This is a genomic window from Natronorubrum tibetense GA33 (genome assembly GCF_000383975.1).
GTDB lineage: Archaea > Halobacteriota > Halobacteria > Halobacteriales > Natrialbaceae > Natronorubrum > Natronorubrum tibetense.
This window is the reverse complement of the sequence record NZ_KB913017.1, coordinates 711,032-734,401: the sequence shown is the minus strand read 5'-3', so window position 1 is coordinate 734,401 and position 23,370 is coordinate 711,032. Positions and strand designations below refer to the sequence as shown.

Annotated in this window: 24 protein-coding genes, 1 tRNA gene and 2 pseudogenes; 15 read left to right on the top strand and 12 right to left on the bottom strand. The window is 64.7% G+C overall.

The genetic code is table 11. The features are described from left to right. Positions 1–81 precede the first annotated feature (81 nt). Positions 82–681, bottom strand: a complete 600-nt coding sequence (locus NATTI_RS0103845; protein ID WP_027119050.1) for a GNAT family N-acetyltransferase — start codon at positions 679–681, stop codon at positions 82–84. A 212-nt stretch (positions 682–893) separates the two neighbouring features. Between NATTI_RS0103845 and NATTI_RS0103840 the strand changes: the two genes are divergently transcribed. The 3 genes from NATTI_RS0103840 (at position 894) to NATTI_RS0103830 (ending at position 2,775) form a co-directional block, all read left to right on the top strand. Beyond that, positions 894–1,448 (top strand): hypothetical protein, encoded by a 555-nt coding sequence (locus NATTI_RS0103840; protein ID WP_006089367.1) that lies wholly within the window; start codon positions 894–896, stop codon positions 1,446–1,448. A 190-nt stretch (positions 1,449–1,638) separates the two neighbouring features. Further along, entirely contained in the window at positions 1,639–2,007 is a 369-nt protein-coding gene (locus NATTI_RS0103835) for a DUF7344 domain-containing protein (RefSeq protein WP_006089368.1), read from the top strand. Positions 2,008–2,049: 42 nt separating this feature from the next. Next, the gene (locus NATTI_RS0103830; RefSeq protein WP_006089369.1) at positions 2,050–2,775 is read left to right on the top strand and encodes a DICT sensory domain-containing protein; all 726 of its coding nucleotides are present in this window, start codon (positions 2,050–2,052) and stop codon (positions 2,773–2,775) included. Positions 2,776–3,032: 257 nt separating this feature from the next. On the opposite strand, the gene NATTI_RS0103825 is transcribed toward NATTI_RS0103830, so the two are convergent. From NATTI_RS0103825 to NATTI_RS26885, 3 genes and pseudogenes are all read right to left on the bottom strand, one after another. After that, positions 3,033–3,103: transfer RNA gene (locus NATTI_RS0103825), tRNA-Gly, on the bottom strand. A gap of 93 nt (positions 3,104–3,196) precedes the next feature. Next, positions 3,197–3,904, bottom strand: a complete 708-nt coding sequence (locus NATTI_RS0103820) for a class I SAM-dependent methyltransferase (protein WP_006089370.1) — start codon at positions 3,902–3,904, stop codon at positions 3,197–3,199. A gap of 71 nt (positions 3,905–3,975) precedes the next feature. Further along, a pseudogene (locus NATTI_RS26885) lies at positions 3,976–4,157 on the bottom strand (type II/IV secretion system ATPase subunit); the annotation flags it as partial. A gap of 243 nt (positions 4,158–4,400) precedes the next feature. Here NATTI_RS26885 and NATTI_RS0103815 point away from each other — a divergent pair. The 5 genes from NATTI_RS0103815 to NATTI_RS0103795 all read left to right on the top strand — a co-directional run bounded on the left by NATTI_RS0103815 (position 4,401) and on the right by NATTI_RS0103795 (position 10,093). Next, entirely contained in the window at positions 4,401–4,871 is a 471-nt protein-coding gene (locus NATTI_RS0103815; RefSeq protein ID WP_006089371.1) for a DUF5793 family protein, read from the top strand. A 163-nt stretch (positions 4,872–5,034) separates the two neighbouring features. Beyond that, positions 5,035–6,189, top strand: a complete 1,155-nt coding sequence (locus tag NATTI_RS0103810; protein ID WP_006089372.1) for an ABC transporter ATP-binding protein — start codon at positions 5,035–5,037, stop codon at positions 6,187–6,189. Positions 6,190–6,358: 169 nt separating this feature from the next. Then, positions 6,359–7,009, top strand: a complete 651-nt coding sequence (locus NATTI_RS0103805) for a DUF998 domain-containing protein (protein WP_006089373.1) — start codon at positions 6,359–6,361, stop codon at positions 7,007–7,009. Between the two features lie 69 nt (positions 7,010–7,078). After that, positions 7,079–7,357, top strand: a complete 279-nt coding sequence (locus tag NATTI_RS0103800; RefSeq protein WP_006089374.1) for a UPF0058 family protein — start codon at positions 7,079–7,081, stop codon at positions 7,355–7,357. A gap of 48 nt (positions 7,358–7,405) precedes the next feature. After that, positions 7,406–10,093, top strand: coding sequence for a DUF7527 domain-containing protein (locus tag NATTI_RS0103795; RefSeq protein ID WP_006089375.1), 2,688 nt, complete (start codon positions 7,406–7,408; stop codon positions 10,091–10,093). 74 nt (positions 10,094–10,167) lie between these two features. Here the strand turns inward: NATTI_RS0103795 and NATTI_RS25195 are convergent. Together NATTI_RS25195 and NATTI_RS0103785 are read right to left on the bottom strand one after the other, a co-directional pair. Then, positions 10,168–10,437 (bottom strand): annotated as a pseudogene (locus NATTI_RS25195) (zinc ribbon domain-containing protein); the annotation flags it as partial. 385 nt (positions 10,438–10,822) lie between these two features. Next, a complete protein-coding gene (locus NATTI_RS0103785) occupies positions 10,823–11,128 on the bottom strand; it encodes a hypothetical protein (RefSeq protein ID WP_019991613.1) in 306 nt (101 codons plus the stop codon). Positions 11,129–11,530: 402 nt separating this feature from the next. On the opposite strand from NATTI_RS0103785, the gene NATTI_RS0103780 reads away from it, so the two are divergent. The 4 genes from NATTI_RS0103780 (at position 11,531) to NATTI_RS0103765 (ending at position 14,456) form a co-directional block, all read left to right on the top strand. Next, a complete protein-coding gene (locus tag NATTI_RS0103780; protein WP_006089379.1) occupies positions 11,531–12,946 on the top strand; it encodes an adenylosuccinate synthase in 1,416 nt (471 codons plus the stop codon). 114 nt (positions 12,947–13,060) lie between these two features. After that, on the top strand, positions 13,061–13,570 hold the full coding sequence (locus tag NATTI_RS0103775; protein ID WP_006089380.1) for a DoxX family protein: 510 nt from the start codon (positions 13,061–13,063) through the stop codon (positions 13,568–13,570). Between the two features lie 83 nt (positions 13,571–13,653). Further along, positions 13,654–13,869 carry a methytransferase partner Trm112 gene (locus tag NATTI_RS0103770; RefSeq protein WP_006089381.1) on the top strand — a complete coding sequence of 72 codons (216 nt, stop codon included), beginning with the start codon at positions 13,654–13,656 and terminating at the stop codon, positions 13,867–13,869. A gap of 11 nt (positions 13,870–13,880) precedes the next feature. Further along, positions 13,881–14,456: a DUF7524 family protein gene (locus NATTI_RS0103765; protein WP_006089382.1), complete on the top strand. Its 576-nt coding sequence runs from the start codon at positions 13,881–13,883 to the stop codon at positions 14,454–14,456. Between the two features lie 16 nt (positions 14,457–14,472). Here NATTI_RS0103765 and NATTI_RS0103760 read toward each other — a convergent pair whose 3' ends face one another. The 5 genes from NATTI_RS0103760 to NATTI_RS0103740 form a co-directional block, all read right to left on the bottom strand. Beyond that, positions 14,473–15,624, bottom strand: a complete 1,152-nt coding sequence (locus NATTI_RS0103760; RefSeq protein WP_006089383.1) for a DR2241 family protein — start codon at positions 15,622–15,624, stop codon at positions 14,473–14,475. 9 nt (positions 15,625–15,633) lie between these two features. Next, positions 15,634–16,545 (bottom strand): CbiX/SirB N-terminal domain-containing protein, encoded by a 912-nt coding sequence (locus NATTI_RS0103755; protein WP_006089384.1) that lies wholly within the window; start codon positions 16,543–16,545, stop codon positions 15,634–15,636. A gap of 94 nt (positions 16,546–16,639) precedes the next feature. Beyond that, entirely contained in the window at positions 16,640–16,993 is a 354-nt protein-coding gene (locus NATTI_RS0103750) for a BsuPI-related putative proteinase inhibitor (RefSeq protein WP_006089385.1), read from the bottom strand. Between the two features lie 59 nt (positions 16,994–17,052). Beyond that, positions 17,053–17,892 carry an NAD(+)/NADH kinase gene (locus NATTI_RS0103745; protein ID WP_006089386.1) on the bottom strand — a complete coding sequence of 280 codons (840 nt, stop codon included), beginning with the start codon at positions 17,890–17,892 and terminating at the stop codon, positions 17,053–17,055. A gap of 73 nt (positions 17,893–17,965) precedes the next feature. Continuing rightward, complete coding sequence (locus tag NATTI_RS0103740; RefSeq protein WP_006089387.1) at positions 17,966–19,276, bottom strand: M28 family peptidase; 1,311 nt, start codon at positions 19,274–19,276, stop codon at positions 17,966–17,968. Between the two features lie 145 nt (positions 19,277–19,421). Here NATTI_RS0103740 and NATTI_RS0103735 point away from each other — a divergent pair, with 145 nt between their 5' ends. From NATTI_RS0103735 to NATTI_RS0103725, 3 genes are all read left to right on the top strand, one after another. After that, entirely contained in the window at positions 19,422–20,486 is a 1,065-nt protein-coding gene (locus tag NATTI_RS0103735; RefSeq protein ID WP_006089388.1) for a polyprenyl synthetase family protein, read from the top strand. Positions 20,487–21,161: 675 nt separating this feature from the next. Next, positions 21,162–21,425 carry a DUF7520 family protein gene (locus tag NATTI_RS0103730; RefSeq protein WP_241434287.1) on the top strand — a complete coding sequence of 88 codons (264 nt, stop codon included), beginning with the start codon at positions 21,162–21,164 and terminating at the stop codon, positions 21,423–21,425. Positions 21,426–21,551: 126 nt separating this feature from the next. Beyond that, positions 21,552–22,448 carry a hypothetical protein gene (locus NATTI_RS0103725; protein WP_006089390.1) on the top strand — a complete coding sequence of 299 codons (897 nt, stop codon included), beginning with the start codon at positions 21,552–21,554 and terminating at the stop codon, positions 22,446–22,448. Positions 22,449–22,587: 139 nt separating this feature from the next. Here NATTI_RS0103725 and NATTI_RS0103720 read toward each other — a convergent pair whose 3' ends face one another. Next, positions 22,588–23,367: an NAD(P)-binding oxidoreductase gene (locus NATTI_RS0103720; protein ID WP_006089391.1), complete on the bottom strand. Its 780-nt coding sequence runs from the start codon at positions 23,365–23,367 to the stop codon at positions 22,588–22,590. Positions 23,368–23,370 lie beyond the last annotated feature (3 nt).

The following is a 23,370-nucleotide window of genomic DNA, read 5'->3' as shown; positions in this document are numbered from 1 at the left end:
TCGCTCGCCCCTCGCGAGTTTCGGCGCGTCTCGCTGCTCGCTCGCCGCCCCGACGCGCGCCATCGAAACGCTCGAGTCGGGTCAGCCGCTGGACTCGCTCTCTGGCGGGTTACTGTCACGCCGAGAGTCGAGAAACTGTGCTTCTTCGTCGCTGAGATCGCGGTTTCGAAACTGCTCGAGACCGGCCTGGTAGCGCTCGAACTCGCTCGAGTCCGCGTCGTCGCTCGGGACCGGATACTCGAGCACCAGTTCGGCGATGCCCGTGGTCTCGCCCGTGTACGCGAAGCCGGTTCGGTAGAGCGCCTCGTAGGCGAAGGGGTTGTTGACCGCGATACGGAGTTGCTCGTAGCCGCGCTCTCTGGCGCGGTCTCGGACGAGCGCGAGGAGTTGCGGACCGATGCCCTCGCCGCGACGACTTCGTTCGACGGTCACGTACCGCAGCCAGAGGGTCCCCTCGTCGGTGCGGTCCTGGTTGAACGCGACGGCCGCGACGATTGGAACCTCGGCGACGGAGCCATCGATTTCCGCGGCCGCAGCGCTCTCGTCGAGATCGGTGCGTGCGTCTCGAGCGACGGCTTTCCCGGTGTTCGTCATGACGAACTTCCCAGCGTAGCTGAAGCGCTCGTAGTCGAGCCGGAGTTTGGGACCGTCGGGCGGCCAGCCGAGTAGTTCGTACTCCACACTGTGACCGTTCGCGCGCAACACACTAAGATCGGGGGTATCGACCCGCGCTCGAGCGGCCGTCGTCCTGATACCCGATCCGTCGGTCTCCGCGTTGCACTCGCAGTCGTCGGTTCGACCCACCCGAATTCCCCAGCCGTGATCGAGGTGGCGTCGCCGAGGTTGTGGATGCCGGTCGAACCCTTTTGCCGACGCTCGTGGTAGCCGTGGGTATGAGTACCGAGACCGATAACGCGACGGCGTTTGGTATCAGTGGAGCCAGCGGCTGGCTGGTCGGTGGCGCACTCGGCGGCGCGATCGGTGCCGCCGCGTTCGGGGTCCTCATGTGGGTTCTCGACCCCGCGATCGTCGAGGTCGCGATCCCCTCGATCTACGGGCTCGAGCCCGTCGGACTCGTCGGCTGGGGGGTCCACGTCGTCCACGGGATCGGGCTCGGGCTCGTGTTCGGACTCCTCGTGACCCGCGATCCGATCCTCGGCATCCTGTTGACCGATGTCGAGACGGACGCCGTCTCCGGAGTCGGTGCGATGGCCCGGATCGTCGGCGCGGGGTTCGTTTTCGGACTCGCCGTCTGGGCGATACTCCCGCTGCTCGTCCTTCCCGTCTGGGCCGATGTCGCGGGCGGTGGCGGCGCAGTCGGCGAGTTCCCGACGGCCGCGATCGAGAGTCTGCTCGGCCACCTCCTGTTTGGAACCGTCCTCGGCGCGGTCTTCGCCGCGACCGTCGATTTGCACGGGCGGTCCACCGACCGGCCGCTCGAGGACTAATGTGATCGCGGTTCAGCCGACGCGGGTTCCGAGAATCGAGTCGACTGATCTCCCTTCGAACTGTCCATCGGGTGATCTCCGTTCGAACCGTCCACCGGTGCTCGATTGATTGTCGCGACGCAGTCCCCAGTGCTGACTGGCGAGTGAAGGCGAAAGACTCCCGTCGCTACCGGTACTACTGGTAACGAAGATGGATCCCCCACAGCTGCCGTCGACCGGGTCGGACACGGGCCCGGAGGTGCTCGACGACGCGTTTCTGGCGCTTCGAGACCGGACGCGTCGGTACGTCTGTTACTTCCTGCTCGAGCACGGGACGGCCTCGCTGTCGGAAGTCGCCGACGTCATCACCGGCTGGATCCACGCGACGGACGGCGGGATCGTCGAACCCCAATGTCGGACCAACCAGTACTCGAACCTCGTACACACCCACGTTCCGCGACTCGTCGAAACCGGCGTAGTACGACACGATGAGGAGACGGAGACCCTCTCGCTGGATTCCTGTCCCGAACTGGTTCGCGACGTGATCGCTCGAGCCTGCGAGGCCGAAACCGGTACCTGATACCGGAACCTATCCGACGATCACGGACACACGAGATCTCAGATGTCACTCTCCGCCTACGTCGACCGCTACACCCGATCGAACCGGTCGATCGTCGTCTACGCTCCGTCACCGCGACCGGCGGTTGTCGACCGACTCGAGGCGGAGATCGGTGTCGAGGAAGTCGAGCACCGCACTCTTCCGGACGTAACGGCCGAAAGCCAGGCCTTCCTCGTCGTTCGCGAGGATGCAGCGTTCGTCGCGGCGGTCGATCTCGACGCCATCCGGGAGTTCATAGAGCCGCCGATCCACGACCCGTGGGACGAGCGTCTGGACGAGACCACCTACCGGCGCGTGGTCGATATTTTCGAGTCGATGCTGTGGCACGATCTCGACCGCCGACGGCTGCTCGCAGTCAGTCGCGAGATCGAAAACCGCGCGTGGCGGGTCGGAAGCGGTACTCTCCGAGTCGGCTTTCAGCGTGCTGATGCGCTCGAAAAGATGGTCCCCGTATACAATCGCCTCGCCGCCGAATCGGGCCTCGAGATCCACGTCTACATCGACGACGAGTGGGATCATCCGTCGATCCCGGGCGTCACGATCCACGCAGACGCCGGCGACGAGATCGGTTCGTGCTGGTTTCTTGTCTTCGACGGCGACGGCGACGAACTCTGGAACAGCGCCCTGCTGGCAACCGAAACCGATCCCGGCGCGTTCGACGGCTTCTGGGTCGACGATACGCGACGGGTTGCGGCGCTCGAGCGAGCCGTTCTCGAGAGCGTGGAGTGACGCGTCACTCGTGAGTGTACGTCTTCCGTCTTTCAAATGCCACAAACGATTGCTGTCGCTCGCGATATTGCTCGCAGCTAAGCAAAGCGAAGCTTTGCGAGGTCAAAAAGAGCGCTATGCGATCTTTTGAGGACAGAAATGCGCGGACCGGGATTTGAACCACTCCCGAGAACCTGCTCGCATTGCTCGCAGAACCTCGGTATAATTCAAATCCCTCATCCGATTCATTCGGCTCACGGTGTTGTTCGCCGAATGAATGCGCGGACCGGGATTTGAACCCGGGCCATGAGCTTGGAAGGCTCAGGTCCTACCACTAGACCATCCGCGCGCATTCTTCGATTCTTCCTCGGTGTTTAAGGGCCTTCCGTTTTCGGTCAACCCGCTCGAGTCGGCCACTTCTTCCCTCCCTTACGGCACCGAATCACACCCTCGACCCGGCCACCGTCGCGTAGCAGTTCCCGCTCGAGACCTCCCAGTCGACCACCTCGAGCGCACTCGCCGCGAGTTCGGCCTCGAACTCGTCGGGAGCGTAGATGTGGTAGAATCGATCCACGGTTTCGCCGCCCGGCAGCGTCCAGTCGACGGTCGTATCGAAGCCCTCGGTTTCGTCGAACGTCTCGTGGGCGGTCGACCAGACACTGACGACCGCGCGGCCGTCGGGGTCGAGCACGCGCGCGAGTTCGTCGAGGCTGACCCGACGCGCTCGCCGGGTCGGAAGGTGGTGCAGCGTCGCGACGTAGACAGCGATATCGACGGTGTCGGACGAAAGCGGCAGCCGTGCGGCGTCGCCCTGACAGAGCGCGACGTCGAACTCCCGTTCCCGTGCGCGCTCCCGGCCCGTCTCGAGCAGCCCGCGACTGACGTCGAGCCCCACGACGCGCTCGCAGTAGGGGGCCAATAGTTCAGCGTGGCGGCAGTTGCCACAGCCGAGGTCCAAGCCGACGGCGTCCTCGCGCGAGACCGCACCCGTCCCGTCCGCGCCGGCGTGCGTCTCGACGAAGGACTCCACTTCGGGCCAGGCGTACTCCCTGGTCGAGGCGAAGTGCGTGGCGATCCGGTCGTAAGTGTCGCGGACGGCGACCCGTCGGTCCACGTCGCAAGCGTCGGGTCGATCCTGCTGGTCGGCCATCGTCGGCTCTCCACGGGGAACGTGCAAAAAGCGTTCGCAACAGACACAGACCACGATCGCGAAGAGGACCTCTTGTTGTGCTCAATCGCCAGCCAGTGGTAGACCATCTGCTCGACGCTGGACGTGCCGTACTCGAGCAGATCGTCGGGTGTGAACGGCTCGCCGGGGTGTACTTGCGGACGGTGAAGGCGGAGCCACGCGGGGTGACCTCCTCGGCGAGGGCGAGTCCCGCGCGAGAGCCGTCGGAATCTGTGCGGTCGATCGCGGCTGGGTCGGTCTGATCGACCATCTGTGGAGTTGCCCCGCAAGCGATGCAGCGTTCGGCGGCTGCGTGGACGGTCGACTCGCAGAGCGGCGGGTCTCTGGCAAGTCGGGCGCGAACCGTCATAAGTGAGATGGCCGAACGGTCAGCCACGAACTGGTATGCGAATTGGACGAACCCGGACGCGGGGTGCGTTACGTTGATACGGTGTGAGTGCGAACCCTCGGGTACGGAATGAGGCGCGAGCATTTCACACTAGATGTCAGCAATGTCGACTGGGTCGAGACCGATGGCGAACCGAGCAAACCCTCGGTATCGATCAACTTTACCGGCCCGGCGACGATGCTCCGCGAGCGCCTTACCGGCTCCGACGGAGACGTTCTCGAGGCGAGCGAAACGGATGTCGCGCTTCGACTCCAGGAACCGCTAGGCAGCGACGCCGCGGGTGTCGTCAGCGTCACGAACCGGGTCACCGGCGAGTTCATCCTCGAACTCAACGAGGCGGCCGACGACGTCCTCACCTTTATTCGGGCCGCCCGCGGCTACGGCGAGGACGCTACCGAGGACGAGGGCCGCTACGAAGTCGAAATAACGCTCGACGGCGACCACTTCGTTACCTACGACAAAGGGACGTTTTTGGTCTACGACGACGAAGGGAACCTCCTTCGTCAACACAGCCTGATCCCGAGCGGCGTCGAACTGTAGGCCGCGTTCGTCCACCGCTCGACCATCGACCGCATCCGCCTGATCATCGACTGCACCCGCTCGGTCATCGATCTTCTTACTCCGCTGGAACCGACCGGTAGCTATAAGTGTTTTAGGGACGCCTAAATCAAACGAACGCCGGCAGACGCCGGAGGGTCGATCGATGGGGAACGGACAACTACTCACGACGGCGGCCGAGGAACAACCATCGGAGCAAGACGCGGAGAACGTGGTACTCAAACTCGAGAGCGTCGCCAAACGATACGGCACCGAAGAGGTCATCCCCGACCTCTCGCTGTCCGTCTGTGACGGCGAGATTCTCACGTTACTCGGCCCCTCGGGCTGTGGCAAGACGACGACGTTGCGTCTGATCGCCGGGCTCGAGAAACCGAACGACGGTCGGATCAGACTCCGAGACGACGATGTCGCGGGCAACGGCCGATTCGTTCCGCCGGAAGAACGCGGTGTCGGGGTCGTCTTTCAGGAGTTCGCCCTCTTTCCGCATCTGACCGCCCGCGAGAACGTCGCCTTCGGCTTACAGGAGTGGGCCGACGAGGAACGTGAGATCCGGGTGGACGAACTGCTCGAACTCGTCGGGCTCGAGGACCAGGGCGACAGCTACCCGGAGGAGCTCTCCGGCGGCCAGCAACAGCGGATCGCGCTCGCCCGCTCGCTCGCGCCGGAGCCCGAGATGCTGTTGCTCGACGAACCCTTCTCGAACCTGGACGTCGACCTGCGCGTCGAGATGCGCGAGGAGGTCCGCCGGATCATCAAAGAAGCGGGCGTCACTGCGGTCTCCGTCACCCACGATCAGGAGGAGGCCCTGTCGATCTCCGACCGCGTCGCCGTGATGAACGAGGGCGATATCGAACAGATCGACACGCCCCAGCAGGTCTTCCAGCAACCCGAATCCCGCTTCGTCGCGGGTTTTCTCGGCCACGCCAGTTTCCTCTCGGGGGAAGTACACGGTGACAGCGTCGACACCGCGCTCGGCCGCGTCCTCCGTGACGACGTCAACGGCCTCGCACACCAGTACGACGGGACGAACCTCGATCTGCTCGTCCGCCCAGACGACGTGACGGCCTTCCCGGCGAACGGGGAGGAGGCTAATGGCTCCGTGGTCTATCGCCGCTACCTCGGCCCCACCGTCCTCTACCGCGTCGAACTCGACTCCGGCGAGACCATCGAGTGCATGCACAACCACTCCGATCGGATCGATCTCGACGAGCGCGTCGCCGTCCGCGTCACGGCTGACCACGAACTCGCGTGGTTCCCAGCCGGCCAGCGCGACGGGACGACGCCGGTCGCCGCCGACTGATCTCCTCGCGACTCCGTTCGACCTTGGATGACGCTCGAGACGCTGTCTCGAGTCTCCGTTCACTCTCGCTTTGCGAGCGGTGACGATGCCGGCTTCGTCTCGAGAGCAGGAGTGCAAGCGGTGAGGTTCGATGAATGGGTTGATGAATAAGACTGTCCACTATTCGGTAATGATCGACAGGAACTGGAGACGAATCGCAACGACCTGCGGACTCGCTGCGCCGGTCGTCGCGCTCGGCGCAATCGTCCTCGCGACGCTGCTCGCCGCCCCGGAGACGTTCACCTGGCGCGACCGAGCGCTCTCCGATATGGGTCGCTATGGAACCCGGACGTTCTACCTCTTCAACGGCGGGCTGATCCTCGGCGGGTTGCTCGGAATCCCCTTCGGCTGGCGGCTCTGGGTCGCGAGCCGGAGCGGTCTCGACCGCCTCGGCGTCGTCCTGCTCTGGATCGCGACCGTCGGACTGGTCGGCGTTGGGGTCTTTTTCATCGGTCACACCGAGTTCTATCTCGAGGCTGATCTACACGCGCCGGCCGCGCTGTTGTACTTCGGTCTCGCGCCGTTCGCCCAGTGGGTCTACGGCACGGGGCAGATCCTCGCCGACGAACGACGGCTGGGGCTCATCTCGATCTGGCTCGGAATCGTCCACCCGCTCGCGTGGCTCGGGTGGCTGCTCTCCCGAGTCGGTGCGAGCGAGCCGATGGCGTGGTTCGCCGTCCCCGAGATAGTCGCCGCACTCGCCTTCGGCTGCTGGATTCTCGTTCTCGCACTCGGTCAGTACCCACGGGACACTCGAGACCGCACGGAACCGGCACGCTGAGTTCGCTCGGGCGGTCTTGGTTCCGGGTTGCACACAACGTTTATGCCGAAACCGTTCGTACGGGTGTCCATGCATAAAGACGAACTCCTCGAGCTCCACGAAGAACTCGTCGTCATCATGGAGTACTTCTCCCAGCGGGAGGACGTCGACGAGGCGCTCTTCGAGCCGTACCACCAGCTCGATGTCGACCCCTCGCACGTCCACAAGTCCAAGAGCGAACACAAACACGCGGTCTTCGTGCTGGGCAACGCCCTCGCGAAGGGGATGAGCGAAGACGAGTTCTCGAGCGCGGGCCGGATCGGCAAGCGGATGAAGGAACTCGCCGAGGACGCCGAATCAAAAATATAGACAGTATCTAGGCGAAACGTATTTAGTGCGGTTCTCGTTTGTTGACGTATGGACTCGCGCACGCAAGAGCGCGCCGAACAATGGGACTCTCGCCCGTTCAGTGGCGGTTACGACGGTCTTACTGATCTCGCTGCTTCTGAGTTCTCGGGAGCCGTCGCTGTCGCCGGAACGTGGCTGTTCATGCTCAACGGCCGCATTGTCGGCGTCGTCGACGGCACGATCGAGGACTTCGAGAACGCCTCCGGAACGATCTACGAGGCCCCACACCCCTCTCTCCCCCTGCTCTGTACGATGGAAGCACAGGGCGGCGAGACGAGAGCGAAGTATTACACCAACGAGACGCCGTTCCGGGAGGTCGACGGAACCCTCCAGGACAGTTCGTTCACCGGCTACGTCGAACTGAGCGAGAACGTCCTCAGCGGCGATTACTACGCGGTATATTACGGCGGCCGCCGGATGGCCGCCGCCTACATCGGGAACGCCGAACGGCTGCTGACCGGCGACGAGGCGTTCGAACGAGCCGACGACGAGGTGGGAATTTACGAGGTCCGCGACGTCGATATCGATGTCACTGACGTTCCGGGAACGGAGAGCGACGCCACCGGCGATAGCGGCGGAACGAGCGCCGGTAGCAGCACTGGAGCCGGTTCCGATGTCGGATCCGGCTCGGTCTCGGATATCGATCCTGGCTCGGGTGGGGTTTCGGACGCCGACCCCGTCTCGGATGCGCCATCTGACACCGACCCCGCTGCGGGTTCCGACACCCGCGCCGAGCCGTCGGTCAATCCGACGGAGTCGGCGATCGAGTCGATCGATATCTCGGGGTCGGAGCCGACGGAGACGGCCGACGAGACGAGCGCGGACTCGTTGATCGACGACGTGGCGTTCGACGACGTGACGGGCGGGTCGTCGGCTCCCGAGGAGACCGACGAGCCGTCGGGAATCACCACGGCCGAGGAGCCGGCACTGGACGCGTCCTCGAGCGGAATCACTACGCAGGAGTCCGAACCGGACGCGACCGATACGGGCACCGAACCGAGCGGATCCGAACCTGAAGCGTCCGTATCGACCTCGTTCGACGAAGCCACGACGGAGTCGACGGGGACTGACCCGACGCCGGTCGACTCGTCGCCAGCGGAACCGACACAGGCCGACCGGACCGCCGTTCCGGATGCACCGTCGGAGCCGGCCGACGATCAGGCGGACGCCGCCGAGCAGTCGTCCGCCGAGTCCGACGACATCGAGCACACCAGCCCCGACCTCGCGGAGGTCGAGGCGGCCGCAGAACAACTGGACCAGAACGACATCTCCTGGACCGAGGACGATGTCGACTCGTCGACCGACGACGCGGCCGAGGAATCGGAGCCGACAGCAACTGGACCGGCGGACGAGTCGGACGCCGAGTCGGAACAGCAGGCGGACCCGGAAGACGAGCGCTTCGAGGAGGAAGCCCAGTGGCGCGAAACGCGCAGTATCCCGTCGATCGACCCCGACAACACGCAGTCGACTGACGCGAAACGAGAGTCGGCCGCCAGCCGCAGGGCGAGCACGCGCAACCGCGGAACATCCGAGCCGGCGACCGGCGGATCAAAGAGCGGTGCTCGCGAGACCCCCGGGTCGACCGACGACTCGAGCGCGCGGTCGTCCCCGAAGGCCGCGTCGGCGGGATCGAGCCGACAGAACGACGGGCAGGGACAGCAGTCGCGGGCGACGGAGCGCGACGACTCGCGCTCGAACCGCGGGATAACGGTCGCTCCGGACTCCGAACAGCAACAGCGGATCGCCACGCTCACGGAACAACTCGAGACGCTACAGGAGCAACGCGACGCGCTCGTCACGAAAGCCGAGAAACTCGAGACCGAACGCGATCAGCTCCGGTCGGAGAATAAGGAGCTGACCTCGACGGTCGACCGACTGCAGAGCCGAATCAACGAACTGGAAACCGAACTGCAACGTGCTCGCGAGTCGGCGGCCCCCACCGGGACGGGGTCGGAAACGCCGGCAGCGAGCACCCAGCTTCCACCCCAGCGGGCGTTGGCCGAGACGAACCTCTTCGTCAGGTACGGCTCGAAAAGTCAGCCGACGCTGGAGACGGCTCACGACGGCGACGCGGACAAAAACGAGGTGGCCGCGAACCTGCAACTCGAGCACCACACCAGCTTCGACGCGGCCGATGTGGCCGTCGATGGCGATCCCTACGAGGAATTCCTATCGTCTACCATGGAGTACCGCTTCGTCGACTGGCTGACCGAGACGGTCCTCTACGAGATCCGAGATACGGGTAACGGCGACGCGCTGGGCGACCTCTACGACGCCATTCCGCGTATCGACCGCGCCGAACTGGGGGCGTCGATCTCGCTGGCGGACGACGAGACAGAGGACGTTCCCGACGAGGTAACGTTCGACATCGTCGCGTTCGACAAGATGGGGAATCCGCTCGTCGTCGCGAACCTGAACGACTCCCGGGATCCCGCGACGCAGGGGATGCTCGAGGAGATGGAGGAAGCCGCCTCGGCGGTCAAGGCCAACTACCCGGACCTCGCGGCGTCGGTCGTCGTCACCTCGAGTTACTTCGAACCCGGCGCGCTCGAGGTTGCGGACCAGGCGACGAGCGGCGGGTTCCTCAGTCGCGGCTCGAAGTTGAGTTACGTCAACCTCTCGCGAAAGGCAGGGTATCACCTCTGTCTGGTCGAGTCGCGCTCCGAAGGGTTCCACATGAACGTCCCCGAACTGTAAACTACCCTACTACTCCCTCAGCGCATACGCGCCTCGGTCCTTGACTGTAGGGCTTTGATGTGGACTCCCGGCAATCAGTCCCCGGCAATAGGCTGGTGACTCTTGCCGTTCAACGTCCCACCATTTATATGCACGTCTACTGATGCGTCTCCGTTCCCCGACTTGGGCGAGGAACGGAGTCTGTGTTTCCGCTTTCGAGCGTACCGTAGCCCGATATTCTTTGCTGCATTATAGTCCGCGTTCACCTCGTACCCGCACTTCTGGCAGTAGAAGTGTTCGCCGTCACGGTTCGTTTCGTGTGTAAACCCACAGTCTGTCCGAGAGCAACGTTGGGACGTGTGATTCGTTCGAGACGCGGAACGTCTCGTCATCACGAAAGACCTCCGGTCTTTCGAACGACTTCGCTCGCTCCTTGAGGTCGGAGGCTCCACTTCGAATTATGCTGGGTTCGGCCCCCACTTTTCGCCGGTACGCTGTACGCATTCCATCGGTCGCTGTGTCGAGCATGTTTGCGACGTCCGCGTCCGCGAAACCGGTCGGTTCGAGTGCGTCTCGAGGGCGGCACAAAAGCGTCAAAACAGCAGTTATCCGCCGGCTGTCGACCGACATCGGTCGAGCGAGGACGGGCGGCAGCGGCGATAGTCTGTGACTCGATTCAGCGGGGACTGGTCCCCTATACCCCAGACGGCTCGAGAGCGGCTGTCGTTCTCGAGTCAGACAAGCGGGGGGTTAGCCTTCGATCTCGGCGACGTCTTCGATCTTCATGCCGTCGAGTTTGTCCGTAATGTCGTCGAGCTTGCCGTCGAGTTCGTCGACGAACTCCGCCGTTCGCTCGGTCTTGATCGCACCCTGGCTGGAGGGCTCGATGAGGTTCTCCTCTTCGAGGACGCGCAGCGAGTAGCGGACCTTGTGGTGGGGGTAACCAGTCTCGTTCGACATCTTGACGATCCCGATCGGTTCGTTCTCGATAACCATCTTCAGGACCTGCAGATGTCGTTCCAACATATCGACTTCTTTCTCAAGTCGGTCTATCATGGCATTTGTTAACTTGTCGTTGGGCCTTTTAAAAGTTACTCCTGCCGATTCGCCGGCCCACTGTCAACTCGATGTTCGTTCCTGTCAGTAGTTAACGCTTCCGTTCACGGAGAGACTATCCCCACGATTCGCAGCCGAATCGGCACCCGCCGTCGGGACCGATGATGTTCGACGATGAATTCCGTCGGCAGGTGGGCGGACTCGGAACTCGCTCGAGTGTGGCCGCATCTTCGCTGACCGTTTCGGGGCGTTCGGGAAACCGGTCACCGAATCGGTCGGCATCGAGACGAGGTGGTTGCCCGTCTCGAGTGGGAGACCTATCCATAACCGTGTATATCTCGACGCGTTCCACCCGTCCATACCGTAATCTGTTTATCGGCCCGGCAAGAACCCGTCGCTGTTATGACCGTCACAATCGTCGGGTCGCAACTCGGCGACGAAGGCAAGGGTGGAGTCGTCGACCTCTACGGCGACGCCGCCGATGTCGTCGCCCGGTATCAGGGCGGCGACAACGCTGGACATACCGTCGTGGACGACGGTGAGAAGTACAAGCTATCGCTCGTGCCGTCGGGCGCCGTCCGGGGCAAGGTCGGCGTCCTCGGGAACGGCTGCGTCGTCAACCCCGAGACGCTGTTCGACGAGATCGACACGCTCCGCGAGCGGGGACTCGAACCCGACGTGCGCGTGGCCGAACGCGCACACGTCATCCTCCCCTACCATCGGGCCCTCGACGGCATCGAGGAAGAAGAGAAGGAGGACCTCGCGGCCGGGACGACCAAACGCGGTATCGGCCCGACCTACGAGGACAAGGCCGGCCGCCGCGGCGTCCGGATCGGCGATCTGCTCGATCCCGAGGTGCTCCGCGAGCGCCTCGAGTACGTCGTCCCCCAGAAGAAGGCCCTCGCCGAGGACGTCTTCGGCAAGGAGACCGGCGAGGAATTCGACATCGACCACCTCTACGAAACCTACCGCGAGTACGGCGAGCGACTCGCCGAGGAGAACATGACTGTCGACTGCGGGAGCTTCCTTCAACAGCACATCGACGACGGCGACAACGTCATGCTCGAGGGTGCACAGGGAACCTCGCTCGACATCGACCACGGGGTCTATCCCTACGTCACCTCCTCGAACCCGACGTCGGGCGGTGCGACCGTCGGCACCGGCCTCGGGCCGACCGTCGTCGGAAAGGGAGAGGTCGTCGGCATCGTCAAGGCCTACCTCTCGCGGGTCGGCACTGGCCCGCTCCCGACCGAACTCGGCGGCGTCGAGGACCAGACGCCCGACTACGACGACGAGACGGGCGCGGGCGATGACGAGGAGGAACTCGCGACCTACATCCGCGACGAGGGCGGCGAGTACGGCACCGTCACCGGTCGGCCGCGCCGCGTCGGGTGGCTCGACATGCCGATGCTCCGCCACGCGGCCCGCGCGAACGGCTTTACGGGCCTCGCGATCAATCACATCGACGTGCTGGCCGGACTGGACGAAGTGAAGGTCGGCCACTCCTACGAGTTCGACGCCGCCGAGCAAAGCTCGGCGAGCAATCAGAACTCGACGAGTTCTGATGACGGAGAGGAAATCTTCACGATGCCACCCACCACCGAGCAGTGGGGCCGCTGTGAGGCCACGTTCCGCACCTTCGACGGCTGGCCAGAGGTCGACTGGGCCGAGGTCGCCGCGGAGGGGTACGACGCCGTACCCGAGAACGCCCGGACCTACCTCGAGTACGTCAGCGACGAACTCGACACGCCGATCTATGCGATCGGTGTCGGTCCCGGCCGCGAGGAGACCGTGGTCGTCGAGAACCCGTACAACTAACGCTTCGACCTCGTTTTTGCGGTTCACTGGCTGGCTACGGCCACGTCTACCCCGATATATACACACCACGACCTTTTGCTCGCAGAGGCCGTTGATTCTCTGTGAGGACTGCCTATGAGTGATCCATTCGCAGCACTTGTCCGCCGACTCGAGTCAGCCCTTGGCGTCCCAGCGGAAACGGTCCGTCGTGTCGAAGCGGTCGACCGATCGATCGCCAACTGGATGGGACGTTGGGGACTGCCGACGCTTCGTATTGCGCTCGGTATCGTCTTCGTCTGGTTCGGCGGGCTGAAGATGTTCGGCGTGAGTCCGGCCGCGGAGCTCGTCGCCGCGACGGTGTACGTCGTCCCACCCGAGCTATTCGTCCCGGTGCTGGGCGTCTGGGAGGTGCTGATCGGCATCTGCTTGCTCTACCGGCCGCTGATCCGGCTCGGTATCCTCCTGTTGTTCCTCCAGATGCCCGGCACCTTCCTCCCGCTGGTGCTCCTGCCAGAGGTGGCGTTCACGACGATTCCCTACGGGCTGACCGTCGAAGGACAGTACATCGTCAAAAACCTCGTCATCATCGGGGCTGCGCTCGTCGTCGGCAGTACCGTCCGTGAGGAACGAACCCAGTCGGAATGAGCACAGTCTCGCGACCGCTCCGTGATCGGTTGTGCCCGTTTTGTTCCCGAAGCCTTTTGCTGTCTGCGGTAAGCCTACGTACTATGAAGGAGTCGCTGCTGGAGATCCTCTGCTGTCCGCTCGATAAACACGATCTGGAACTCGAGGACGCCGAATACGCGACCGACGATGACGGCGACGAGGCCGACGAAATCGTCGCCGGCGTCCTCGTCTGTAGCGAGTGTGGCGAACGGTACCCGATCGAAGACGGGATCCCGAACCTGCTGCCGCCGGATATGCGCGAGGAGACTCCCGCCTGAGCGGCCCGACCATGTCTCGAGAGGCCACCGTCCACGTCAACCGCGGGTCCGCAGATTCGCTCGAGACAGCAGTCGGTACTCTCGAGACGCGGGAGTCGTTCGATCTGCGCCTCGAGAGCCACGGTCCGCCCGCCCACGTCCACTGTCGGCTCGGCGGTGACCTCGAGCGGATCGCGTCGCTCGAGACCTCGAACTACTACGTCGAATCGGAGGGTGAGACATTCGTACCCGTCCACGTCGCCACCGAGTCGATCGATCGTCCCGTCGAGGGCGTCCTCGAGGTGCTGACCGGCTACGGCTCGGAGTCGCTGTCGATCCCCGTCGTCGCGAAACCGGCGCCGGCCGAAGTTGACGTCGACGACTCGCTCGCCAAACCCGCCCAGCGGGAGCCGGAGCCGAGCGCGCTCGAGCGCGCCGTCGCCGCGAGCGGTCTCGAACCGGCGACGCTCGTCGTCGTTGCACTCGGAATCGTCGCCGTCGCAATCGCGACGACGACGGCGGCGACGATCGGCGGCCCGGTCGCGATGGCCGGCGTCGGAATCGTCGCGATCGGATTCTGCGTTGCGGTCGCCTTACTGGTTCTCTGAAGCCGTTCGAGTCGGGTTAGTCGTCGCTTCGTTCTCGAGCCTCGAGGCCGCCCTCCTCGTCGAACCGCTTCGCTCGAAGGTATCGTGCGCGAAAGCGATTTGCACCGTCGTTAACGTCCGCTTCGCGGATCTCGTCGGTCCGCCCGTCGGCGACGGCGTCGATCAGCTCCGCGAGCTGGTTAAACTCGCTTGTGGTCAACTCGAGTTCGTACGTGTGGTCGTCTTCGGACTCGAGGATGGTCCACTTGCGGGCGGCGGCGACGACGAGCGAACAGGGCTCCCGGCAGGGGAAGGTCCCGTCGCCGCCGTCGACGTCGAGATCGTCACCCTCCTCGTACTGCCACTCCCGTCGGCGGAGACACTGCGAGTCGACGCAGCAGGCTTCGGCCATCCAGTCGACGGCCTCGCGAGGGAGTTCGTCGATCACGCCGTAGATGCCGGTCTGGCGCTCGGCAGTCTCGATCCAGTGGTCGACGTCCAGCGCGTCCCGCTGTTCTCGTTGCCAGTTGGCGACCGTCGCGGGGTAGAAGAACTCGACCGTCTCGACGAGTTCCGCACCAGAGAGCCCGGTAAAGGCCCAGCCGGAGACGAGCGTTGGCGCGGTTTTCAGCGGCCGGTAGCGGCCGTCCTCGTCGTAGGTCGCAATCTCGCGGGCGTCGAGGGGGTCGTCGTAGACCTCGAGTTCGGTGAGATCGGTGTCGGCGTCGTCGACGTGCCAGCAGTCGTAGACCCGCTCGCCGCCGGGTTCGTCGACGTCGACGAACCTGGTTGTGATGGCTAGCTGTCCCCACTCGCGGTCGATCCCGTCGCGCAGGGAATCGTACCGCGCCGGGACGGCGAGCGTCTCCTCGTCCGTCGACCGATCGGTTTCGGCTCCGTTCCCGCGGTCGTCGTCCTCGAGCGGTGCTCGTTCACACCACCGGAGAAACGCGCGGCGAGCGGTGCCGTCGCCGCCAACGGAGCGCTGCCAGTAGTCCCAGTTGGTGACGTACTCGGCGTTCGGCTCGAGCGCCTGCTGGAGATCCTCGGCCTCGAGACCCGCCTGCGCTCCTTCGGGCGTCTCGACGGCGTACGCGTCGTCCTCGCGATCGATTCGGAGGCCGTCGAACTCGATCGGTACCTCGGATTCGATCGCGCTCACCAGCGATTCGAAATCGGCGGTCGCCATCGTCACGCGTCAGTCCCCCGCCTCTGCGCCCGGCTCCGAGCCGGCGTCGTGATCCGACTCGCCCGAGAGCGTTACCTCGTCGCGAACGGCCTCGAGTGCGCTGCCGATATCGGCTCCGGCGTCCGCCGCGCGCTCGAGGAGGACATCGGCCATCAGGCCCTCGGTGCCGACCGCGCCGGCGTACCAGATGTGGTGGCCGTCGACGTCCGCGGGAACGTCCCAGCCGAGGCGGTAGTCCTCGGTCAGACCCATATCCTCCGGGATATCCTCCTGGGTGTGATAGCCGTCGGCGACGAAGAGCGGGACGACCACGATATCTTCGCTCTCGAAGAACTCCGTCACATCGTCGACCTCGGGCTCTTCGTCCATGAACAGTGCCTCGACTTCGTCGAAGCGATCCATCTCGCGGATCCGGTCGGCGTGGTACTCGACGGCCTTCGCCGAGTTTTCGTTGCGCTCGGTGCCGTGGCCGACGACCGCTAGCCCGACGCCTTCGCCGACGTCCGGATCCTCGGTGACGGATTCGGCACGCTGGACGATGACGTCCGTCATCGCGTCGTGCGTGCCGGCCGGGCCGCAGTAGTGGATCGTCTTCTCGACATCGTCGGCCTCGAGCGTCGCCTGCGAGGCGTCCGTCCCGTCGGAGTCCCAGCGGTCGGGATCCCACTCATCGAGACGGAGTTCGCGGGGGATGACCTGCTCGGTGAAGTAGCCCTCGCTGATGAAGAGGGGAACGACGAACACCTCGTCGGACTCGAGGGTTCGAATCACCTCGCGAAAGTGCGGTTCCTCCTTCCAGAACGCCTCTCGAACCTCGTCGAACGCGCCCGTCTCGCGGATGGTGTCCGCGTGGGCGTAGGTAGGGTTGGAGGCGTCCGGATTCAGATGCGAGCCGTGCGCCGCGATAACCAGCGCTTGCATGGTCGCCCGTTAGGAAGGGGATGGTTTAGCAACTTCGCTGTCGGCCCTCGTCGCCGCCTTCTCGAATTCCCTGGGACTCGTCGTCGCGCTCGCCTCACTCCGGTACAGCGAAGTCGGTCCGCGCCGCACACGCTCGTTCCTGGGCCTGCAACTCGGCGCGAACGATGTAGCCGCCCGGCTGGGGAGCCGTCCACTCGGCCTCGTAGGTCTCCGTCGCTCCCGGCTCGAGTCGATCCGTGCTGAGCATCTGTGCGAACATCCGGCCTTCGCTGAACCGCCAGACCTCGCGGCCGTCCTCTTCCACGACGAACTCCACCTTGCAGGCGTCCGAGAACTGCAGGTCGACGGGCTCCGACCCCCTGTTGATAACGGTAAACGCGAACGTGACTAGCGCTGATTCACCGCTCGCTCCCGAGATGTCCGCATCGAGTCGTCCCTCGAGTGACATAGCTGCGGGTTCGGGGTGGACCCGGATAGGTCTTTTCGGAACTCGTGTGCGCTCGAGCGCTACTCGCCGTTCGTACTCACCACATCGTTCGGGATGACAAACGTCGAGAGCGCGCCGTCGACGCCGAGGCGAACCCGCGAGCCGACGCCGATCGTCCGGATGGATCGGTCGTCCACGACGAGCGTCACGTCGCTCTCGTCCCGTTCGACCGTCAGCGTAATCTCGTCGTCGGGGAGTACCCACCGCTGCGTCCGCGTCGCAAAGGGGGCGATCGGCGAGACGGCGACCGCATCGATACTCGACGCGAGGTGGGGAGCTTCGAGCGCGCTGCTGTAGCCGTAACTACCCGCCGGCGTCGCGACGACCACGCCGTCGGCACGAAACGTCGAGAGCGACTCGCCGCGGCTCTCGACGCCGTACTCGGAGATCCAGGCCGGCTCGTCGGTAACGAGCGTCGCGTCGAACAGTGCGCGCTCGCGGGTGAGTTGACTCCCGGTGTCGTCTGTGCTCCCGCGACCATCCGCAACATCGTGATCGTCCGCGATACTATGGTCTTCGACCTCGATTCCCAGTACCGAGTGACGACGGACGGTGGCATCGCCCTCGAGGACGGCCTCGAGCGCCTCTGCCCCCCTCTCCGCCGAGACGGTCTCGATCCCGGCTACGTCTCCGATCGGTAGGACGGGAACTCCGGGTTGGGCGCGAGCGACGGCCGAGAGATCGGTTTCGCTCGCGGTCACCAGCAGGGACGGATCGGCGGTAAGGACGGTCTCGAGGTCGCCGCGGACGGTCGTCGCGCCGCGGTCGCTCGCAGCCGATTCGACATCCGACGGCGCCGCTGTCCTCGAGTCGACGAAACCGACGATCGGCTGCTCGGCTCTCGACCACGCGGCGTCCATGCCGTGGCGTTGGCGCGGATCGGAAAAAAACGTGGGGTTGGCTGTCCGTGTTGCCTCCCCCTTGATCATCACCCTACTCGTCGTACGGCCAGTCGCCCGTAATTCTGATCCCCTCAGCGAGCCCCTGGGCCTCGAGGGCCGCCGCGATCTCCTCGGGTGCCCGGTGCTCGACGGTAACATCTTTGCGTGCGAGGTGGACGACGAGATCGGTCAGGAGAATCGCTTGTTCCCGGAGTGTCCGCTGCTCGAGTTTCTCGAACGTGTCGGCAAAGGTGTGGCCCCAGCCGCGGCCGACCTCGTTGGAGGTCGACTTCACGTGGTAGCCGGGGACGCCCCACCGGACGAACGGCCAGTGGTCGCTGTGGGGTCCCATCTTCGGCACCGTCTCGATCGGGTGGCCGTAGCGCTCGCCGATCTCGGTCGCCGCAGCCTCGAGGTCGTCGAAACCGTGGGTCGTCAGGGAGAGCGTTCGATCGCGGACCACGCCGTCGCTGTTGACGATCGCCGTAATCGTTTCGTGGTCGGTCGTCTCGGCGTGGTGGGTGGAGCCGACCAGGCCGACCTCTTCCGCGCCGTAGGCAACGAACTCGACGCGAGTCTCGAGGTCGTCCGCCCGCTTCGCGAGCGCGTTCGCGAGTTCGACGACCATCGCGGTTCCGGCGCCGTTGTCGAGGGCACCCTCCGCGATATCGTGGGCGTCGACGTGGCTCGTCACGAGCACGCGCTCGTCGGTGTCAGGCCCGAGTTCGGCGTGGACGTTCTGACTTTCAGCCTCGTGAACGTCGGCCTCGACCACGAGTTCGATCTCGTCGCCGTCGAACCGTCGAGCGAGTCGCGCGCCGACCTCGCTCGAGACGCCGACGGCCGGAATCTCACCGATCGGCTCGTCGTCGGTCCCGACGCTTCCAGTCGGCGGTAGACAGCCCGTGACGTGGTTGCGGTAGACGAAGCCGACGGCACCGTGCTCGACGGCGTGATAGTACTTCTCCCGCCGGTGGAGGTACCGATCGTAGTGGTCCGGAATGTCGCTGCGGACCATGACGACGCTCCCCTCGAGGTCGCGCTCCTCGAAATCGCTCGGGAGACCGTAGCCAAGGTCGACCAGCGGCGCGGTGACGCGGTCGGCCGGACTGCGCGGTAGCGCGATACACTCCTGGGTCGTCTCACGGGCCGTGATCGAACTCTCGCCGCGGGTCCAGCCCTGAATGTCGAAGGTGTCGAGGCGGACGTTCCGCGCCCCGGCCTCGACCAGTGCGTCGCGCGTCAGTTCGGCGGCCTCGCGCTCGCCGTCGCTGCCGGCCATTCGGTTGCCGATATCGACCAGACTCTCGAGGTGGTCCCAGCCGACGTCGCTCGTGAAGACGTCGCCGATCCAGTTACTCATACCGGATTGGTGAACGTACGCGCGTGTAACTGTACCGTTCTCGGAACTGTTCGATCGAGACGGAAGTGTGTTCTTTGCTCACACACTTCGGTACTGACAGGTAGAGCTGGGAATCTTTTTGAGCCCCCTCCTTCTCGAGTCGAGTTTGCGGGAGACGCTTGCCGACTGGCGGCCGGCTATCGACGAGGCTATCGCCGACCTGGTCCCACGGGAAATCGACGCCGACTACCTCGAGTCGTTCTTCGGCGCCCCCACCTACGAGTACGATCCGACCGCCATCCAGCGGGCCCTCTCGACGCCACTGTGGGAGTTGCTCGATCGGGGCGGAAAACGCTGGCGCGCGGTGCTGTTTCTCGTCTTCGTCGAGGGCTTCGGCGAGGATCCAGCGGAGTATATCCACTACGCCTGCATCCCGGAGATTCTGCACAACGGGACGATCATCGTCGACGATGTCGAGGACGGGGCCACGATCCGGCGGGGCGAACGCGCATTGCACCACCTCTACGGGCAGGACATCGCGCTCAACGCCGGCAATGCGTTGTACTTCCTGCCGCTAAAGGTGTTGACCGAAAACCCCGCCGACCTCCCGGCGGATCGTCGGCTCGCGGCCTACGAGATGCTAACGAGCGAACTCAACCGGACCCACCTCGGCCAGGGGATGGACATCTGCTGGCACAACGAACGCGACGTTCGGATCACGCCCGAACAGTACCTCGAGATGTGTGCGTGCAAGACCGGCTGTCTCGCCCGGATCGTCGCCCGACTCGCGGCGATCGTCACCGACCAACCCGGTGAGGTCGAAGAAGCCGTCGCGGCGTACGCCGAACTGACGGCCGTCGCCTTCCAGATCGGCGACGACATACTGGACGTCGAACACTCGCTGGGCCGAGCCGGCGACTTCGGCAAGGAGTTCGGCAACGACATCCGAGAGGGCAAACAGACGTTGCTGGTCATCCACGCGATTCAGGAGAGCGATCCCGAACACGCCAAACGGCTCCAGGACATTCTCAGCGCCGACGAGAACACCGACGAGGAGATCACCGAAGCCCTCGAGATCATCGAAGACGCCGGCAGCCTCGAGTACGCTCGCGAACACGCCCTCGATCTCGCAGCGCAGGCTCGGGCAGCGATCGACGGCCTCGAGTTCGACGACGAGACGACCCGAAAGCTCTTCGAGTTCACCGAGTTCGTCGTCGATCGCGAGGACTGACGCCGGTCAGCGACGAATCGTCCAGCGGCGACGAACCGCACCTGCATCGACGAACCGCCACGGGTCGATCACAGTCACGGATCCGATGCGGAGACCTAGCTACTATAGTAACAACTGAAACGATGTACACCTGATCGCACAGCCGCCGTGCGATCAGGTGTGCATTGACTTTCAGTGGCTACTATATCTGTCGGACGTGGTAGCCGTCGCCAATGACGGCCGACTACTCGAGTGCGAACGAGAGAGCGGACGACGGCGAGCGGTCGTCGCGTTCTCTCGTCGTCGGAGTCGGTCGCATCGGAGTCTACGGATGCTCTACACGAGGCTGTGGGGACGAGAGGAGATGCAAAACGGTGTGACGGCGAGTCCGAGCACTACAGCTATCGGGCCCGATCGTGGCCGTCGGAGGATGCACACCCACAGACACGAACCGGGCAGTTCCCGGGGGATGGGGTGGGGGTGGGGGTGAAGTGGGAGTGCGACGGCAGTGAAGGTACCGGTCCGGCCCCCTCGAACTGCCGTGTGCAGACGTATACTGTGGCCGGAAATACCAGTGGCTCCAAACGACTTTGGTATTTCATCTGTCGAACACGATTGCCCGGCGACTCGAGCACCGATTTCCGAACTCGCGGCGAAAACGCAACACCCTCGGTCCCACCGGACGAACGGTCTCGCGTGACTGACGATCGAGAACTCGACGGCCGGCGCGTCGTCGGTTTCGTCGCCACACTGATCGCCGTGACTGCCGCCTTCGGCGCACTGCTGGGCTACGTGCTCCCCGCGTGGACCGGACTCGAGGAGATCGCCATCCTCGAGATGGCCGTTCCTGTCTCGCCGGTGACGTTCGGACTCTACGGCGGGGTGACGATCGGTGTCTTCCTGGTGACGCTGCTGGTAGTCGTACAGGTGATCACGCGGTTCGACGAGAATGCGATGTAAGCGTCGGTCGCGCCACAATACGGCACCCGTTCTCGAACCGCTCGACGAGCGACGCGACCGAGGGAAACTGCGGCGTCTCCGGTCGGTGTCGCGGGAGTTATCCTTCCCGGACCGTAACCGACCGATATGTTGTCGACGGACGTGTTTGTCGTTGGGGCCGTCACCGTAGTCGGACTCGCACTTCTCGGTGCCGGGCTGTACGTCGCCTCCATCGGCGTCAACCGGATGCGGACCGCTCGAGCGCTCCGCGAGACCGGGCCGACGGCACTGCGCGACGTCCCCGCGGCGAGCGGCCTCGTCGCGTTCGAGGGGAGCGCACGTGAGGGCGACGACGGGACCCTCGAGGCCCCCGTCACCGGCGCGCCGTGTCTGGCCTACACGGTTGAGGCTCGGTCTCGAGCGGACGGGACCACCCGGAACGATATCGACTCCGTGGACGGCGGGGCTGGCGCGGCTACCGACGCGGTTGAAAGCGTCGAAACCGACGGCGAAGTCACCGAGGACGATCGCTGGACGTTCGACGGTGGGACGTCGGCCAGCGTCCCCTTTGCGGTCGAAGACGACACCGACAGCGTGGCGGTCGATCCGACGAACGCTGTCCTTTCCCTGGACGACTGGGCGACCGAGACGGGGTGGACCGACGGCTCGAATCTCGAGTACGACGCGCTGGAGCGTCTGAAGGCCGTCGGGCTGTCCGAAGGCGACGGCGATGGCGGCGTCGGCGATGCGAGCGATTCCCGTCGCCGTCAGTACCGGGAACTGCGCCTCGAATCGGGTGACGACATCCACGTCTTCGGCGGGAACGTTGTCGACTCGAGCCGTGATGGGCGAGCGTCTGGTCGTGCGATTACCGTTACCGGCGGCAACTGGTTCGAAATCTCGGCCGGCGGACAGCAAACGGTGCTCTCGGATAACCGTCGGTCCGGCTCGCTGTATCTCATATTCGGCGGACTAATCGCTGTCCCGGGCGTGGGATTTACGCTCGCGGGGATCGTCGGCCTGATCACAACTCTGATTCTGTAAACGGCCGGGGAACCGTTGGCAACGGAGCCACCGAGGAATCGAGCGATATCGCGATCTCGGCCGCGCTCGAGGCGGACGCTGTTCGGCTCAACCAGGGGACGGTGGCCGTCAGCAACGGGGAATTGGTCCGCAGTGGCACTTAGCGTCGTGTCTGATCTCCCTCTGTTTGCTCTCGCTCCTCGAGTTCCTTCTCCTCGAGCCGATCGAACGCCCAGTCGACGTCGACGAGATTCCGTGGGGGTTCGCTCAGGCCGCAACGACAGACGACCTCGAGCGTGCGGTCCCGTGCGTCGGGCGTAAACGGCGCGGCGGCCATCAGGCGGGCGACGTCGGCCCGCGCGATCGATCCCGACACCGAGTCGCCACCCTCGCCGACGACGGGGTCGTCGCTGGGCGGCGCGTTGGTGAGTTTACCGGGGCGAATAATCGTGTGCCCCAGCCCCGACCGACGCAGCGCCGTTTCGGCGTCCCGTTTGGCACGGAGCGAGCCGCGAATCAGGAGTCTGGCTGGGAGCGACATCCCGGTCTTCGAACTGCCTACGCCGATCGCACTCTCGTGGACGAAGTAGTCGGCGTCAGCCCCCATCGCGGCCGTAATGAGGTTAATAACGCCGGTTCGATCGACCAGTTTCCCGCCGAGCGTGTGGCGCACGCCCGCCGGCGTGCCGAGGGCACAGTAGACGATGTCGCAATCTTCGACCGCGGCGACGGCGTCGGCCGACTCGAAGAAGTCGGCGACGATCACCTCGTCCGCGCCGAGTCGTTCGAGGGTGTCGACGTTCGCGTACGATCGCGTCGTCGCTCGAACGGTGAGATCCGTCGGCCGGAGGACGGAGAGCAGTTCGTGGCCCGTCTCTCCGCTCGCACCGGCAACGAGAACGCGGTCGACGTCCGTCGGTCCGGAAGGGGTACCTGCCATCGA

What these genes read in the sequence shown, in the direction of transcription:
- NATTI_RS0103840 (WP_006089367.1), top strand. Translation starts at nt 894, where the DNA reads ATGAGTACCGAGACCGATAACGCGACGGCGTTTGGTATCAGTGGAGCC.
- NATTI_RS0103835 (WP_006089368.1), top strand. Translation starts at nt 1,639, where the DNA reads ATGGATCCCCCACAGCTGCCGTCGACCGGGTCGGACACGGGCCCGGAG.
- NATTI_RS0103830 (WP_006089369.1), top strand. Translation starts at nt 2,050, where the DNA reads ATGTCACTCTCCGCCTACGTCGACCGCTACACCCGATCGAACCGGTCG.
- NATTI_RS0103820 (WP_006089370.1), bottom strand. Translation starts at nt 3,904, where the DNA reads ATGGCCGACCAGCAGGATCGACCCGACGCTTGCGACGTGGACCGACGG.
- NATTI_RS0103815 (WP_006089371.1), top strand. Translation starts at nt 4,401, where the DNA reads ATGAGGCGCGAGCATTTCACACTAGATGTCAGCAATGTCGACTGGGTC.
- NATTI_RS0103810 (WP_006089372.1), top strand. Translation starts at nt 5,035, where the DNA reads ATGGGGAACGGACAACTACTCACGACGGCGGCCGAGGAACAACCATCG.
- NATTI_RS0103805 (WP_006089373.1), top strand. Translation starts at nt 6,359, where the DNA reads ATGATCGACAGGAACTGGAGACGAATCGCAACGACCTGCGGACTCGCT.
- NATTI_RS0103800 (WP_006089374.1), top strand. Translation starts at nt 7,079, where the DNA reads ATGCATAAAGACGAACTCCTCGAGCTCCACGAAGAACTCGTCGTCATC.
- NATTI_RS0103795 (WP_006089375.1), top strand. Translation starts at nt 7,406, where the DNA reads ATGGACTCGCGCACGCAAGAGCGCGCCGAACAATGGGACTCTCGCCCG.
- NATTI_RS0103785 (WP_019991613.1), bottom strand. Translation starts at nt 11,128, where the DNA reads ATGATAGACCGACTTGAGAAAGAAGTCGATATGTTGGAACGACATCTG.
- NATTI_RS0103780 (WP_006089379.1), top strand. Translation starts at nt 11,531, where the DNA reads ATGACCGTCACAATCGTCGGGTCGCAACTCGGCGACGAAGGCAAGGGT.
- NATTI_RS0103775 (WP_006089380.1), top strand. Translation starts at nt 13,061, where the DNA reads ATGAGTGATCCATTCGCAGCACTTGTCCGCCGACTCGAGTCAGCCCTT.
- NATTI_RS0103770 (WP_006089381.1), top strand. Translation starts at nt 13,654, where the DNA reads ATGAAGGAGTCGCTGCTGGAGATCCTCTGCTGTCCGCTCGATAAACAC.
- NATTI_RS0103765 (WP_006089382.1), top strand. Translation starts at nt 13,881, where the DNA reads ATGTCTCGAGAGGCCACCGTCCACGTCAACCGCGGGTCCGCAGATTCG.
- NATTI_RS0103760 (WP_006089383.1), bottom strand. Translation starts at nt 15,624, where the DNA reads ATGGCGACCGCCGATTTCGAATCGCTGGTGAGCGCGATCGAATCCGAG.
- NATTI_RS0103755 (WP_006089384.1), bottom strand. Translation starts at nt 16,545, where the DNA reads ATGCAAGCGCTGGTTATCGCGGCGCACGGCTCGCATCTGAATCCGGAC.
- NATTI_RS0103750 (WP_006089385.1), bottom strand. Translation starts at nt 16,993, where the DNA reads ATGTCACTCGAGGGACGACTCGATGCGGACATCTCGGGAGCGAGCGGT.
- NATTI_RS0103745 (WP_006089386.1), bottom strand. Translation starts at nt 17,892, where the DNA reads ATGGACGCCGCGTGGTCGAGAGCCGAGCAGCCGATCGTCGGTTTCGTC.
- NATTI_RS0103740 (WP_006089387.1), bottom strand. Translation starts at nt 19,276, where the DNA reads ATGAGTAACTGGATCGGCGACGTCTTCACGAGCGACGTCGGCTGGGAC.
- NATTI_RS0103725 (WP_006089390.1), top strand. Translation starts at nt 21,552, where the DNA reads ATGTTGTCGACGGACGTGTTTGTCGTTGGGGCCGTCACCGTAGTCGGA.
- NATTI_RS0103720 (WP_006089391.1), bottom strand. Translation starts at nt 23,367, where the DNA reads ATGGCAGGTACCCCTTCCGGACCGACGGACGTCGACCGCGTTCTCGTT.